General features: G+C 70.9%; 12 protein-coding genes. 7 read left to right on the top strand and 5 right to left on the bottom strand.

Annotation, left to right across the window (positions count from 1 at the left end):
- The first annotated feature begins 86 nt into the window (after positions 1-86).
- From BLW78_RS04785 to glpX, 3 genes are all read left to right on the top strand, one after another.
- Positions 87-773, top strand: coding sequence for a ceramidase domain-containing protein (locus tag BLW78_RS04785; protein WP_091677122.1), 687 nt, complete (start codon positions 87-89; stop codon positions 771-773).
- Positions 774-882: 109 nt separating this feature from the next.
- A complete protein-coding gene (locus tag BLW78_RS04780) occupies positions 883-2,199 on the top strand; it encodes a homoserine dehydrogenase (RefSeq protein ID WP_056528413.1) in 1,317 nt (438 codons plus the stop codon).
- Positions 2,200-2,344: 145 nt separating this feature from the next.
- Positions 2,345-3,328, top strand: a complete 984-nt coding sequence (glpX, locus tag BLW78_RS04775; RefSeq protein WP_091677119.1) for a class II fructose-bisphosphatase — start codon at positions 2,345-2,347, stop codon at positions 3,326-3,328.
- 52 nt (positions 3,329-3,380) lie between these two features.
- On the opposite strand, the gene BLW78_RS04770 is transcribed toward glpX, so the two are convergent.
- Complete coding sequence (locus BLW78_RS04770) at positions 3,381-4,328, bottom strand: L,D-transpeptidase (RefSeq protein WP_020091890.1); 948 nt, start codon at positions 4,326-4,328, stop codon at positions 3,381-3,383.
- Between the two features lie 512 nt (positions 4,329-4,840).
- On the opposite strand from BLW78_RS04770, the gene BLW78_RS04765 reads away from it, so the two are divergent.
- The 4 genes from BLW78_RS04765 to BLW78_RS04750 all read left to right on the top strand — a co-directional run bounded on the left by BLW78_RS04765 (position 4,841) and on the right by BLW78_RS04750 (position 9,685).
- Positions 4,841-6,103 carry a nitrate/nitrite transporter gene (locus BLW78_RS04765; protein ID WP_091677116.1) on the top strand — a complete coding sequence of 421 codons (1,263 nt, stop codon included), beginning with the start codon at positions 4,841-4,843 and terminating at the stop codon, positions 6,101-6,103.
- Positions 6,104-6,328: 225 nt separating this feature from the next.
- The gene (locus tag BLW78_RS04760) at positions 6,329-7,621 is read left to right on the top strand and encodes an MFS transporter (RefSeq protein WP_091677113.1); all 1,293 of its coding nucleotides are present in this window, start codon (positions 6,329-6,331) and stop codon (positions 7,619-7,621) included.
- A gap of 6 nt (positions 7,622-7,627) precedes the next feature.
- A complete protein-coding gene (locus BLW78_RS04755; RefSeq protein WP_020091893.1) occupies positions 7,628-8,848 on the top strand; it encodes a CaiB/BaiF CoA transferase family protein in 1,221 nt (406 codons plus the stop codon).
- A gap of 24 nt (positions 8,849-8,872) precedes the next feature.
- Positions 8,873-9,685, top strand: a complete 813-nt coding sequence (locus tag BLW78_RS04750) for an enoyl-CoA hydratase/isomerase family protein (RefSeq protein ID WP_091677110.1) — start codon at positions 8,873-8,875, stop codon at positions 9,683-9,685.
- Between the two features lie 252 nt (positions 9,686-9,937).
- Here the strand turns inward: BLW78_RS04750 and BLW78_RS04745 are convergent, their stop codons facing one another.
- From BLW78_RS04745 to dctP, 4 genes are all read right to left on the bottom strand, one after another.
- Positions 9,938-10,405: a YbaK/EbsC family protein gene (locus BLW78_RS04745; protein WP_091677109.1), complete on the bottom strand. Its 468-nt coding sequence runs from the start codon at positions 10,403-10,405 to the stop codon at positions 9,938-9,940.
- Between the two features lie 196 nt (positions 10,406-10,601).
- On the bottom strand, positions 10,602-11,954 hold the full coding sequence (locus BLW78_RS04740) for a TRAP transporter large permease (protein ID WP_091677106.1): 1,353 nt from the start codon (positions 11,952-11,954) through the stop codon (positions 10,602-10,604).
- Positions 11,951-12,643, bottom strand: coding sequence for a TRAP transporter small permease (locus BLW78_RS04735; RefSeq protein ID WP_091677103.1), 693 nt, complete (start codon positions 12,641-12,643; stop codon positions 11,951-11,953). Before BLW78_RS04735 ends, BLW78_RS04740 begins: the two co-directional genes overlap by 4 nt.
- Positions 12,640-13,662 carry a TRAP transporter substrate-binding protein DctP gene (dctP, locus tag BLW78_RS04730; RefSeq protein WP_020091898.1) on the bottom strand — a complete coding sequence of 341 codons (1,023 nt, stop codon included), beginning with the start codon at positions 13,660-13,662 and terminating at the stop codon, positions 12,640-12,642. Before dctP ends, BLW78_RS04735 begins: the two co-directional genes overlap by 4 nt.
- Between the last annotated feature and the right edge of the window lie 52 nt (positions 13,663-13,714).

The raw sequence follows: 13,714 nt of genomic DNA, 5'->3' as shown, positions 1-13,714 counted from the left end.
TCCGGTCGCCGCCCGGCCGTCATCCGCGCTTCGCGTCGCGCTGACAAGGCCATCCCGGCGCAAGGACGGGCAAGTAGGGTCGGCGGATGAACTGGTTCGAGCCGGTGTCGGCTTACTGCGAGCGGGGCGGGCCGGACTTCTGGGCCGAGCCCGCGAACGCGCTGTCGAACGCGGCCTTCCTGCTGGCCGCCGCCGCCGCGGCGCGGCGCGCCGCCGTCACCGATCCGCCGGACCGGACCTGCCTCGGGCTGGCGGCCCTGATCGCCGTGGTGGGCGTCGGCTCGTTCCTGTTCCACACCCTGGCGGTCTACTGGGCGATGCTCGCGGACGTCGTCCCGATCGCGCTGTTCATCTACGCCTATCTCGCGCTGGCCCTCTCGCGGTTCCTGCGCTTGGCGCCGGTCCGGGTCGCGGCGGCGACGGGCGGCTTCGCGCTCCTCGGATTCGCGCTCACGCCCCTGCTCGACGGGCTGACCGGCCTCGACGTCGCGCGGCTGACCAACGGCTCGGTCGACTACCTGCCCGCCCTGCTGGCGCTGTTCGGCGTCGCCTGGGCCGCCGCGCGGCGGCCGGAGGAGCGCTTCGTCGGGACCGGGCGGCGGCTCGCCGGCATCGGCCTGCTCTTCCTGATCTCGCTCGCGGCGCGAACCGGCGACCGGGCGGCCTGCGCGCTGCTGCCGACCGGCACGCACCCGCTCTGGCATGTGCTGAACGCCGTCGTTCTGTACGCCCTCGTGGCGACGGCGATCCGCCACCGGGAGACCGCCGGGTGACACGCCCCGCGGTCCCGGGCCAATTCCTTGCGGGCGGGGCGGAATTCTTGCAGAAGTGCGCCGCATCGGGCGCCCGGCCCATCGCGGTCGCCCGGGCACGGAAGGGGTCATGACAGTGAGCTTTCGCCTCGGGATCGCCGGACTCGGGACCGTCGGTGCATCCGTGGTCCGGATGGTCGAGCGCCGCCGCGCTGCCTTCGCTGCGGCGGGCCTCGACATCCGCGTCACCGCGGTCTCCTCGCGCGACCGTGGCCGGGACCGCGGCCTCGACCTGTCCGGCATCGCGTGGTTCGACGATCCGGTGGCGCTCGCCCGGTCGGAATCCGTGGACTGCGTGGTCGAGCTGATCGGCGGCGCCGAGGGACCGGCCAAGGCCGTGGTCGAGGCGGCGCTCGCGGCGGGCAAGCCGGTGGTGACCGCCAACAAGGCGCTGCTGGCCCGTCACGGCGCCGCGCTGGCCGCGCAGGCCGAGGCGAAGGGCGTGGCCCTCGCCTTCGAGGCGGCGGTGGCCGGCGGCATCCCGGTGATCAAGACCCTGCGCGAGGGCCTGCCGGGCAATGCGGTCTCCCGCGTCTACGGGATCCTCAACGGCACCTGCAACTACATCCTCAGCCGCATGGAGCGCGAGGGGCTGACCTTCGAGGCCTGCCTGAAGGACGCGCAGGCCCTGGGCTACGCCGAGGCGGACCCGACCTTCGACGTCGAGGGGTTCGACACCGCGCACAAGCTCGCGATCCTGACGAGCCTCGCCTTCGGGACCGCCGTCGACGCCGACGGCGTGTCGGTCGAGGGCATCTCCCGGGTGCAGCCCCTCGATCTGCGCATGGCGGACGAGCTCGGATACCGGATCAAGCTGCTCGGCGTCGCGCAGGCGACCGAGGCCGGCATCGAGCAGCGGGTCCACCCGACCATGGTGCCGAAATCCTCGGCGATCGCGCAGGTCATGGGCGTGACCAACGCCGTGACGATCGACGCGGACGCGGTGGGCGAGCTCACGCTCATCGGTCCCGGCGCCGGCGGCGAGGCCACGGCTTCCGCGGTGGTCGCCGACATCGCCGACGTGGCGCGCGGCGTGATCCGCCCGACCTTCGGCGTTCCGGCCGCGGCGATGCGCGCCAGCGAGCGCGTGGAGATGCAGCGTCACGAGGGCGGCTACTACATCCGCCTCACCGTCCATGACCGCCCGGGCGTCGCGGCCGGCGTCGCGCAGCGGATGGCCGAGCGATCCATCTCCCTGGAGAGCATCCTGCAGCGCCGCGTCGAGGGGCCGGAGGCCGATCCGCGCGGCCGCTCCGGCCGGCCGGTGCCGCTGGTGCTGATCACCTACGCGGCGACCGAGGGCAACATCCGCGACGCCCTCGACGCCATCGGCGCTGACGGGCTGCTGGCGGAGCCGCCGCAGCTGATCCGGATCGAGCGTGAATAACAGTGCATACGGTAGCGTGACCCCCCACCGCTTGATGCAGGATAGTGGGCATTAGCGAACCGGCGTATACGCTGCGCGGCCGTCATCCGACGGTATCCATCCGGGATCCGACCCCAAGATCGGACCCGGCCAGAGGCAGGAAACCATGGAAGAGGCCCCCAAGCCGGCATCGCGCGGCGTCCCGCGCACGCTCGCCCTCGAACTGGCCCGCGTGACGGAGCGTGCCGCCATCGCCGCCGCCCGATTGCGCGGCCAGGGCGACGAGAAGGCGGCCGACCAGGCCGCGGTCGACGCGATGCGCGACGAACTCAACGGCCTGCCGATCCGCGGCACCGTGGTGATCGGGGAGGGGGAGCGCGATCAGGCGCCGATGCTGTTCATCGGCGAGCAGCTCGGTCTCGGGGAAGGGCCCGAGGTCGACATCGCGGTCGATCCGCTTGAGGGCACGACCCTCTGCGCCAAGGACATGCCGGGTGCCATCGCCGTCATGGCGATGGCCGAGCGCGGCTCGCTCCTCGCCGCGCCCGACGTCTACATGCAGAAGATCGCCATCGGGCCCGGCTACCCGCCCGGCCTCGTCGATCTTGACGCCAGCCCGACCGACAACATCGTGGCGCTGGCCCGGGCCAAGGGCGTCGACCCGAAGCAGATCACCGCGCTGATCCTCGACCGGCCGCGCCACGCGGCCCTCGTGGCCGAGGTGCGGGCGGCCGGCGCGGCGGTGCGCCTGATCTCGGACGGCGACATCGCGGGGATCATCTTCACGGCGAGCCCCGAGGAGACGGGCATCGACCTCTATCTCGGGACCGGCGCGGCGCCCGAAGGCGTGCTGGCGGCCGCCGCGATGCGCTGCATCGGCGGCCAGATGCAGGGACGCCTGATCCTCGACACCCCGGACCGTCGGCGCCGGGCCGCCGAGATGGGCATCGAGAATCTGGACCGGAAATACGACCTGACCGATCTCGCGAGCGGCGACGTCATCGTGGCCGCCACGGGCATCACGGACGGGGCTCTCCTGCGCGGCGTGCGCTTCCGGCCGGACAAGATCCAGACCGAGACCCTGGTGTACCGGTCCGAGGCCGGGACGGTCCGCCGGATCCTCGGCGAGCACCGGCGCGGGCTGACCTGAACCGGCGGACCGCCGGTCCCGGACCGGCGGCGCTCGGGCGGTGGGCCCGGCCTCAGTTCAGCACCACCACCTTGCTGCCGACGCCGACCCGGCTGAACAGGTCGATCGCGTCCTGATTGATCATCCGGATGCAGCCCGACGACACGCTCTTGCCGATGGAGAAGGGCTCGAGGGTTCCGTGGATGCGGAACAGCGTGTCCTTGTTGCCCTGCCAGAGGTACATGGCGCGTGCGCCGAGCGGATTGCGCAGACCGCCGGCGACGCCGAGACCGCTCTGCAGCTTGTCGACCTCGCTGGCGAGCTTCGGGCTGCGGGCGATCATCTCCTTCGGCGGATACCAGTCCGGCCACGCCTGCTTGGAATTCACCGTCGCGGTGCCCGACCACGAGAAGCCCTGCTTGCCGACGCCGACGCCGTAGCGGCGGGCCCGGCCGTTGGCCTCGACCAGGGTGAGCTGGTGGGCCCGCGGGTCGACGATGATCGTCCCCGGCTCGTAGGGACCGTGATAGGCGATCTCCTGACGGAGGAAGGCGGGGTTCATCTTCTTGTAATTGAACGCCTGGACCGGGAACACGTCGTCCGTGATCGGGCCGTAGATCTTGGCGTAGTCGATCGGCTCGTTGTCGGGTGCGCGGAGCACGGCCTTGGCCTTGGCGGCCTCCAGCGGCGAGAGCCCCTCGGCCGCAGGCGCGCTGCCCGGGCGTGCCGGAACCGTCGGGTCCGTCTCCAGGTTGGCGGCCGGCGGCGGCGCGACCGGGACCTGCGCGGCGGGCGGCGGGGGGGCCGGGCGCACGAAGTCGGTGCGGCCGGTATAGGGCAGGTAGCGGCCGCCGCGACGCACGTAGAGCGCGCCGTTCTGATCCTGGTAGAGCTGATTGTCGTCGCCGAACCCGTCGATCCCGGCATCGCCCACGGGGCCGCGGCCCTGGGCGTGCGCGGCGGAGGCGAGGGCGAGGACCGTGAAGCCGGCCAGGAGAAGGCGACGGATCGGGGCGGACATGGTTCGAATTCCTCGGGAGGCGTCGCCGGGGCTTGCCGCGACGCGCAGGCGAGCAGGCCGGCACGAAGTCGCGGCACAGCTCATCCCGGGGCTTAGCAAAGGTCGCGCTTTACCGCCAAGTTGCCGACGGTCATCGAAGGCAACTTACAGGGTCTTCCGGGTCGTTTCTCGCCGCGTGTGTTGCCCTCGTGCAGCAACGATTTCGGCCGCGCCGCTCACCGATCCGTGAGGGCGCCGGGCGAGCGCCCGTTTACTCGGCACGCCTGCCTCGCCGAGCGGCAGCGACTCGGCGCCAGCGACTTGGCGGAACGCGGTTCGGCCGCGGCGCCGCGACGGCCGAGCGATCCGGTCGGCGGGCGTCCGTCCGGGATGGCACGCTTGCTGCATTGCCCAGTCAGCCGCGCCTGCTGCGGCGGCGGAGCAACGACGCTCCAAACAGCGGACGGTGTGAGTCCGGATCCCCGGCATGAGCGACCGCACGGCGGTTCGCCCACTTACGACGAGCACCAGCTATGGCCAGCTTCAAAACGGTGATGAAGTCGGGTCACCCCCCGACGCTGTTCGCGGCATTCCTCTACTTCGATTTCTGCTTCGCCATCTGGGTCCTGAACGGCGCCATGGGCCCGTTCATCACCGAGACTTACAAGTTGACGCCGGCCCAGACCGGCTTCATGATCTCGCTACCGATCCTCGCCGGTGCGCTGATGCGCTTCCCGCTCGGCGTCCTGGCCCAGTATATCGGCCGCAAGAACGCCGCGATCACCGAGATGGTCGTGATCATGATGGCGATGGCCTACGGCTATCTCTTCGTCTCCTCCTACAACGACGTGCTCGCCATGGGCGTGCTGCTCGGCATCGCCGGCGCGTCCTTCGGCGTCGCGCTCTCCCTCGGCTCCGGCTGGTTCCCGCCGGAACACAAGGGGCTGGCGATGGGCATCGCGGGCGCCGGCAATTCCGGCACCGTGCTGGCCGTGCTGTTCGCCCCGCCGCTTGCCCAGGCCTACGGCTGGCAGACCACCTACGCCTTCGCGGGCCTCGTGATGCTGCTGCCGCTGGCGGTCATGATCGTGCTCGCCAAGGAGCCGCCGGATTGCGAGCACCAGTCCTTCAAGGAGCACGTCTCCTGCCTGTTCACGAAGGACGGCTGGGCGTTCTCGCTGATCTACGTGATCACCTTCGGCGGCTTCATCGGCCTGTCGAACTTCCTGCCGACCTTCTTCTACGAGCAGTTCGCGGTGACGAAGGTCGAGGCCGGGCGGCTGACGATGCTGGCGGCCTTCATGGGCTCCGGCATCCGGATCGTCGGCGGTTACTTCGCCGACCGGATGGGCGGCATCGCGGTGCTGTCGGTGGTGCTGCTGGCGGCGATCGCGACCCTGCTCTCGCTGACCGCGACCCCGTCGCTGGCGCTCACGACGCTCCTGTTCATGCTGTGCTTCGCGGCGCTCGGCGCCGGCAACGGCGCGCTGTTCCAGCTCGTCCCGCTGCGCTGGCCCACCAACACGGCGGTGGCCGGCTCGATGATCGGCGAGATCGGCGCGCTCGGCGGCGCGATCCTGCCGAACGTCATGGGCCTGTCGAAGCAGTATACCGGCTCGTTCTCGCTGGGCTTCGTCGGCTACGCCGTCTTCACCGCGATCGTGCTCGGTTGCCTCGCCCTCTGGCAGCGCAAGTGGGTCGGGAGCTGGGTCGGGCCGCGCGGCAAGGCGCTCGGCAAGGCGATCGGCACCCCGACCGAGGCCGAGCAGGGTCAGCTCCGGCCCGCGACGGCCTGACCGGCGCCGCGGCGCCTCCCGGCGACGACCGACACGAGACGGGGGCCCGGGCGGCCCCCGTTTTCAGTTGCACCCCGTGGAATGAATTCACGTGCCGGATGCACGTCGGCGGTTGCCTTCCGCCGCGCGACGCGTTTGAATAATGCATTACGAAAGAGCGCCCGGCCCGTGAGCCGAGGTGCCCGGCGACCGCGCGAGGCGGCGCCCCCATGGGAGGAACGGTCGATGTCGAAGCGCTTCAGCGCCACGAACGGCGTGCTCGGCCTGCTCTGTCTGATGTACTTCATCACGTACCTGGACCGGGTGAACATCGCCACGGCCGGTGCGGAGATCATGCGCGATTTCGGCATGTCGAAGACCGATTTCGGTCTGATCCTGTCGGCCTTCGCGTACCCCTACGCGATCTTCCAGGTGATCGGCGGCTCGGTCGGCGACAAGTTCGGCGCCCGGCGCACGCTGCTGGCCTGCGGGGTGATCTGGGCCTCGGCGACCATCCTGACCGGCATGGTCGGCGGCCTCGTCAGCCTGTTCATGGCCCGGGTGCTGCTCGGCTTCGGCGAGGGCGCGACCTTCCCGACCGCGACCCGCGCCATGCAGAACTGGACGGCGCCCGGCCGGCGCGGCTTCGCGCAGGGCATCACCCACGCCTTCGCGCGGCTCGGCAACGCGGTGGCGCCGCCGATCGTGGCGTTCCTGATCTACCATTTCGGCTGGCGGACGAGCTTCGTCATCCTCGGCGCGGTGAGCTTCGTCTGGGTCGCGATCTGGTGGCTGTACTTCCGCGACGACCCATCCGAGCATCCGGCGATCACCGAGGCCGAGCTCGCGACGCTGCCGCCGCCCCGCCAGGTCGGCGCGAAGCAGAGCGTGCCGTGGGGTGCCCTGACGCGCCGGATGCTGCCGGTCACCGTCACGTATTTCTGCTACGGCTGGACGCTGTGGCTCTTCCTCGGCTGGCTGCCGAGCTTCTTCAAGGAGAACTATAGCCTCGACCTGAAGAACTCGGCCCTGTTCGCCTCGGGCGTGTTCTTCGCCGGCGTCGTCGGCGACACGGTCGGCGGCCTGCTCAGCGACTCGATCCTGCACCGCACCGGCAAGGTGAAGCTCGCGCGCCTGTCGGTGATCGTGATCGGCTTCCTCGGGGCGGCCGCGAGCCTCGCGGGCGTGTTCATGACCCGGGACCTGACCCTCGTGGCGCTGCTGCTGTCCTCCGGCTTCTTCTTCGCCGAGCTGGTGATCGGACCGATCTGGTCGGTGCCGATGGACATCGCGCCGAAATACGCCGGCACCGCCAGCGGCCTGATGAACACCGGCTCCGCCGTGGCGGCGATCGTCTCGCCGATCGTCTTCGGCGTCATCGTCGACGTGACCGGGAGCTGGACGCTGCCGTTCGTCGGCTCGATCGGCCTGTGCCTGCTCGGCGCCGCGCTGGCCTTCACGATGCACCCTGAGCGGGAATTCGTGGATCCCGTCACGCCGTCGGTCGGCCCCGCGGCCACCGTCCCGGCCGGGGAGTAGCGCGCGATGGCGGAGACGATGAAGCGGTCGGGTCCCCTCGCCGGGATGCGGGTGATCGAGCTCGCCCACATCATGGCCGGGCCGGTCTGCGGGCTGATGCTCGCCGACATGGGCGCGGAGGTGATCAAGGTCGAGAAGAGGGAGGGTGACGACACCCGTCGCACCGTCCCGCCCGCCCTCGAGGGCGAGAGCGCCGCCTACATGATGATGAACCGCGGCAAGCGCGGACTCAGCCTCGACCTGAAGGATCCGGACGGTGTCGCGGTCCTGCGGCGCCTGCTCAAGGGCGCGGACGCCCTGATCGAGAACTACCGCGGCGGCACGATGGAGCGCCTCGGGATCGGGTACGAGACCCTCAAGGTCGAGTTCCCGGAGCTGGTCTACTGCTCGCTCTCCGGCTTCGGCCGCACCGGTCCCTACGCCGACCGGGCTGGGTTCGACCTCGTGGCGCAGGGTATGAGCGGCCTCATGTCGGTGACGGGGGAGGGGCCCGGGCGTCCGCCGATGAAGTGCGGGCCGCCGGTCACCGACATCACCGCCGGCATCCTGGCCGCCATGGGCATCCTCGCCGCCTACGCGAACCGGCTCCGCACGGGCCGGGGCCAGGCGGTCGACACGTCGCTGTTCGAGGCCGGCATCACCCACACCTACTGGCAGTCGGCCATCGCCATGGCGACCGGGGTCGCGCCCGGGCCGATGGGCTCGGCCCATCCGCTGAACGCCCCCTACGAGGCCTTCGAGACCGCCGACGGCTGGATCACGATCGGCGCGGCCAACCAGACCAACTGGCTGCGCCTGCTCAAGGCCATCGGCGCCGACGACCTCGCGGAGGATCCGCGCTTCGCGCTCAACCGCGACCGGATGGCCAACCGGCACGCGCTCGCCGCGACCCTCGCGCCGATCTTCCGGGCCCACGGCTCGGCCGAGTGGCTCGCCCGGCTGGAAGCCGGCGGCGTCCCGGCCGGCCCGGTCCTCGACGTGAACGCGATGCACCGGGACCCGCAGACCCTCGCCCGCGAGATGGTGGTCGAGGTCGATCACCCGCGGGTCGGCCGCATGAAGACGCTCGGCCTGCCGGTGAAGTTCTCCGAGACGCCAGGTCGCGTGCACGGGCCGGCCCCGTTGCTCGGCGAGCATTCCCGCGCGATCCTGGCCGAGGCCGGCTACGCGCCGGCCGAGATCGACGCGCTGATCGCGCGGGGCGTGGTCCGCGAGACCGCGGCCTGACGCCGCCACCCGGAGACGCCGCGCATGACCGCCAAGCCCGCGACCGACGAGTTGCTGTTCACCACCGACGAGGCCGGCATCGCCCGCATCGTCCTGAACCGTCCGCAGGCGCGCAACGCGCTGACCTTCGCGATGTATCAGGGCCTGATCACCTGCTGCGAGGCGATCGCCGGGAACCCCGCAGTCAAGGCGCTGATCATCACCGGCGCGGGCGACAAGGCCTTCGCGGCCGGGACCGACATCGCCCAGTTCCGCGACTTCAGCACCGCCGAGGACGCGCTGGGCTACGAGCGCTTCATGGACAGGGTGCTGGGCTCCCTGGAGCGGCTGCGGGTGCCGACCATCGCGGCGATCGCCGGCGCCTGCACGGGCGGCGGCGCGGCCATCGCGGCGGCCTGCGACCTGCGCATCGCCACGCGCGACGCCCGCTTCGGCTTCCCGATCGCCCGCACCCTCGGCAACTGCCTGAGCCAGGGCAACCTCAAGCGGCTCTCCGGCCTGATCGGCCCGGCGCGGGTCAAGGACATCATCTTCACCGCCCGCCTCGTCGGCGCCGAAGAGGCGCTCGCCATCGGCCTCGTAGGCGAGGTGGTCGACGATCGGATCGCGCTCACGGAGCGGGTCGATACGCTGGCCCAGCTCTTGGCCAACCACGCGCCGCTGACCATGCAGGCGACCAAGGAGGGTCTGCGGCGGCTCGCCGAGGAGGAGGCCGGCGCCGAGGGCGCGCCGCATCCCGGCGATGACCTGATCCTCATGTGCTACATGAGCCAGGATTTCCGCGAGGGCATGGAGGCGTTCCTCGGCAAGCGCCCGCCCAACTGGACCGGGCGCTAGGGCCGCACCGGAGGGTGTTGCGACGGTCCGGAGAGAAAGCGTCTTCAGTGTCGAGACAGAGGCGCCATGCCTCTTCTCCCGGGCGGGAGAGGGTTGGGGTGAGGGACGAGAACGTTAAGGATCAAGCGCGCGATCCTCCGTCGACGGCGCGCGCCTCGTCTGGACAGCCCTGATCCCTCAACCTCTCCCTCTCCCGCGCGGGAGCGGGGATCCGCACCTCGTGCGGAGCGGGAATGGCGCTGGCCGCGCCGCTCAGCCCGGCAGCGCGCAGACATCGACCCAGGCGGCGCCGGTCAGCTCGGCCATCCGCGCCGGCGCGATCCGCACCGAGCTGTGGGTGCTGCCGGCCGCCGGCACCACCTCGTCGAACGCCCGCAGCGAGACGTCGCAGTAGACTGGCAGCGGCGTCGACAGGCCAAAGGGGCAGACGCCGCCCACCGGATGGCCGGTGAGCGCCTCGACCTCGCCGAAGTCGAGCATCCGCACCTTGCCGCCGAAGGCGGCCTTGGCCTTCCGGTTGTCGAGCCGCGCGTCGCCGCGCGTCACCACCAGGGCGACCTGATCGCCGACCCGGATCGAGAGCGTCTTGGCGATCTGGGCCGGGACGACGCCGTGGCCCTCCGCCGCCTCGGCGACGGTCGCGGTGCTGGTCTCCAGCACGATGACCGCGATGTCGGGCGCCTTCTCGGCGAAGAAGGCGCGCACGGAGGCGAGGCTCATGGTTCGGTCCGAAGCTCGGGATCGGGGCGGGGCGGCGCGCGCGCTGCCATAGGCGGCTCCGGTCGCGCCGGCCAGCGCGCCGACGCGGGCCGCCACTGCGCGGGGCGCGACGCTCGCGCGACCGTGTCCCCTCGCGCGACAGGCCCCTCTCCCGGCGGAGAGGGGCCTGCCCGGCAGACTCGCTGCGTGTTTCGACCTACCGCATCGTCGTCAGCAGCAGGTCCGGCAGCCACATCGCGATGCCCGGCACGAGGCACAGGATCAGGATCGCCACCGCCATCAGGATCACGAAGGGCAGGGTGCCCCAGATGATGTCCGAGAGCGGGATGTCCGGGGCGATGTTCTTGATGACGAAGATGTTGAGGCCCACCGGCGGGTGGATCAGGCCCATCTCCATGGTGATGGTCATCACCACGCCGAACCACACGAGGTCGAACCCGGCGGCCTTGAGCGGCGGCAGGATGATCGGCGCCGTCATCAGGATGATCGAGACCGGCGGCAGGAAGAAGCCGAGCGCGATCACCAGCGCCAGGATGGTCACCAGCAGCACCCACGGCGAGAGCTGCATCGCGACGATCGCGGCGGCGGCCGACTGCGAGATGTGCAGGTAGCTCATCACGTAGGCGTAGAGCAGCGACATGCCGATGATGAGCATCAGCATGGTCGATTCCCGCAGCGTCGCCGTCAGGATCGGCGTGACGTCGCGGAACCGCCAGACGCCGTAGATCGCGGCGATCAGCGCCAGGGCCATCAGCCCGCCGAGGCCCGCGGTCTCGGACGGCGTGGCGTAGCCGCCGTAGAGCGCCACCATCACACCGGTGAGCAGGACCACGAAGGGCAGGACCCGCGGCAGCGTCGAGAAGCGCTGCGCCATGCTGTACTGCTCGTCCGCCAGGATCGGCGAGGCCGGCCCGCCGCGCTCCAGGGCCACCTTCGCGGCGGCGTATTCCGAGCGGAAGCGCACCATCGACCACGCGGCGAACAGGCCCACGAGCAGGAGTCCCGGCCCGATGCCCGCGAGGAACAGCCGCCCGAGCGACTGCTCGGCCGCCACCGCGTACAGGATCATGGTGATCGAGGGCGGCAGCAGGATGCCGAGCGTGCCGCCCGCCGCGATGATCCCGGCCGCGAAGCCCGGCGAGTAGCCGCGCTTGCGCATCTCCGGGATGCCGGCCGAGCCGATCGCCGAGCAGGTGGCCGGGCTGGAGCCCGCCATGGCGGCGAAGAGCGCGCAGGCGAAGACGTTGGCGATGCCCAGGCCGCCCGGGATGCGGTGCATCCAGGCGTGCATGGCCGTGTAGAGATCCTGGCCCGCCTTGGACCGCCCGATGGCCGCGCCCTTCAGGATGAAGAGCGGGATCGACAGCAGGGTGATGGAGGCCATCTCCTCGTAGACGTTCTGCGCCACCGTATCGAGGGAGGCCCCGGGCATGAACGCCACCATGAAGGCGAGCGCCACGAAGCCCAGCGCGAAGGCGATGGGGATGCCCGAGAGCATCGCCCCGAGGGTCGCGCCCGCGTACAGGAAGCCGATCGCGGCCGTGCTCATCGTTCAACCTTCGCGGAAACGGTCTGACCCATTGGGTCCGGTCCCCGGGGCGCGACCTCGGCCGCCCCGTGCATGTCGCGATTCACGTCGGCCCCGAGCCCGATCTTGGGCTGCGCCCAGCCGGCGGCCCGGGGCCCGTAGGCGAGGGCCTCGGCGATCTGGAGGACGAACTGGACGCACAGCAGGCTCATGCCGACCGACATCAGCGTGTAGGGGATCCAGAGGGGCGGTCCCCAGGTCGACTGCGAGACCTGCCCGTCGACCCACGCCTCGTGATCGAGGGACCAGCTCTTCCAGGCGAAGAACAGGCAGAAGGCGAGGCTGACGACGTCGGCCAGCAGGAGCCGGACCCGGTTGGCGGCGGGCGGGAGGAGGCCGGTCAGGGCCTCGATCGCGACGTGCCCGCGCTTGGCCTGCACGCCGGCCGCCGACAGGAAGGTGGCCCCGATGATGAGGTACACCGCCATCTCGTCCTGCCACTCCGTCGGCTCCTTCAGGAGGTAGCGGACGACGACGCTGTGGGTCAGGACGAGGCAGGCTGCCACCAGGCAGAGGCCGCCGACGGCCAGGATCACCTTGTTCAGGAGGCGCATGCCCCAATCGAAGGTGCCGAGGAGGCCCGGAAGGCGCGGTTCCTCGGCCCCGCGCGCCTCCGGGGCGGCCGTGGCCGCGTCGAAGCCGTGGCTCACGCGACCTGCTCCGCGAGCTTCAGCAGTTCCGCGCAGTTCGCGTTCTTGGCGGCGTAGTCCTTCCAGGCCGTGCTGCGGGCGAGATCCCGCCACTGGCCGAGGGACTTCTCGTCGACCTGGACGACCTTGGCGCCGGCCTTGGCGAAGATCTCCTCGACGCGGGTGTCGTCCTCTTTCGCGCCGGCCTGGCCGAAGGCCTCGAGCTCCGTGCCGACCGCCATGATCAGGTCCTGCTGCTCCTTCGGCAGGCCCGAGAACACGATCTTGGACATCATGATCGGCTCGAGCATGAACCAGTAGGAGCGCTCGCGCCCCGAGGTCAGCGCCTTGGACAGCTCCTCAAGGCGGAAGGAGATCAGGCTGGTGGATGAGGTGATCACCGCGTCGCAGGCGCCGGTCTGCATCGCCGCGTAGGACTCGTTCGACGGGATCGAGAGGGTGGCCGCGCCGGCCTCCTTCATCATCATGTCCATCTCGCGCGAGCCGCCGCGGACCTTCATCCCCTTGGCGTCGGCCGGCGCCACGAGGGCGCGCTCCCGGCTCGCGACGCCGCCGGCCTGCCAGACCCAGGAGACCAGGATGATGCCCTTCGCGTCCAGGATCTCGGTGAGCTTGCGGCCGACCGGGGCCGCCTTCCACGCCACGGCCTGCGCGTAGGACGTCACGAGGGCGGGCATCAGGCCGATATTGAGTTCCGGAATCTCGCCGCCCGCGTAGGGGCTCGGGTAGAGCGACATGTCGAGCGCGCCCTTGCGCATGGCGCCGAACTGGGCGTTCGTCTTCATCAGCGAGGAGCCCGGGTAGACCTGGACGTCCAGGGCGCCCTTCGAGCGCTCGCCGACCATCTTGGCGAACTTCCGGCACATGCGGTCGCGGAAATCGCCCTCGTCGATCGTGCCGCCGGGGAACTGGTGGGACAGCTTCAGCGTCGTGGCCGCCTGCGCGCTGTTCAGGCCGAACCGCAGGATGGCCGGTGCCGCGAGCGTGGCCGCGATCAGCGATCGACGAGTTGGCGTCATGGAGCTCTCCCGCACCGCAAACAACGCGGCGTAATTTTGTGCGCTGCAATAG

It is taken from the genome of Methylobacterium sp. 275MFSha3.1, from assembly GCF_900108435.1.
Taxonomy (GTDB): Bacteria; Pseudomonadota; Alphaproteobacteria; order Rhizobiales; family Beijerinckiaceae; genus Methylobacterium.
Note: the sequence above shows the minus strand (reverse complement) of the source record. Positions and strands in the feature narration are given on the sequence as shown.

Bases quoted from the DNA above. Each gene is read 5' to 3' on its own strand.
- BLW78_RS04765 (WP_091677116.1), top strand. From the start codon at position 4,841: ATGGCCAGCTTCAAAACGGTGATGAAGTCGGGTCACCCCCCGACGCTG.
- BLW78_RS04745 (WP_091677109.1), bottom strand. From the start codon at position 10,405: ATGAGCCTCGCCTCCGTGCGCGCCTTCTTCGCCGAGAAGGCGCCCGAC.
- BLW78_RS04760 (WP_091677113.1), top strand. From the start codon at position 6,329: ATGTCGAAGCGCTTCAGCGCCACGAACGGCGTGCTCGGCCTGCTCTGT.
- BLW78_RS04770 (WP_020091890.1), bottom strand. From the start codon at position 4,328: ATGTCCGCCCCGATCCGTCGCCTTCTCCTGGCCGGCTTCACGGTCCTC.
- BLW78_RS04780 (WP_056528413.1), top strand. From the start codon at position 883: ATGACAGTGAGCTTTCGCCTCGGGATCGCCGGACTCGGGACCGTCGGT.
- dctP (WP_020091898.1), bottom strand. From the start codon at position 13,662: ATGACGCCAACTCGTCGATCGCTGATCGCGGCCACGCTCGCGGCACCG.
- BLW78_RS04740 (WP_091677106.1), bottom strand. From the start codon at position 11,954: ATGAGCACGGCCGCGATCGGCTTCCTGTACGCGGGCGCGACCCTCGGG.
- glpX (WP_091677119.1), top strand. From the start codon at position 2,345: ATGGAAGAGGCCCCCAAGCCGGCATCGCGCGGCGTCCCGCGCACGCTC.
- BLW78_RS04785 (WP_091677122.1), top strand. From the start codon at position 87: ATGAACTGGTTCGAGCCGGTGTCGGCTTACTGCGAGCGGGGCGGGCCG.
- BLW78_RS04755 (WP_020091893.1), top strand. From the start codon at position 7,628: ATGGCGGAGACGATGAAGCGGTCGGGTCCCCTCGCCGGGATGCGGGTG.
- BLW78_RS04750 (WP_091677110.1), top strand. From the start codon at position 8,873: ATGACCGCCAAGCCCGCGACCGACGAGTTGCTGTTCACCACCGACGAG.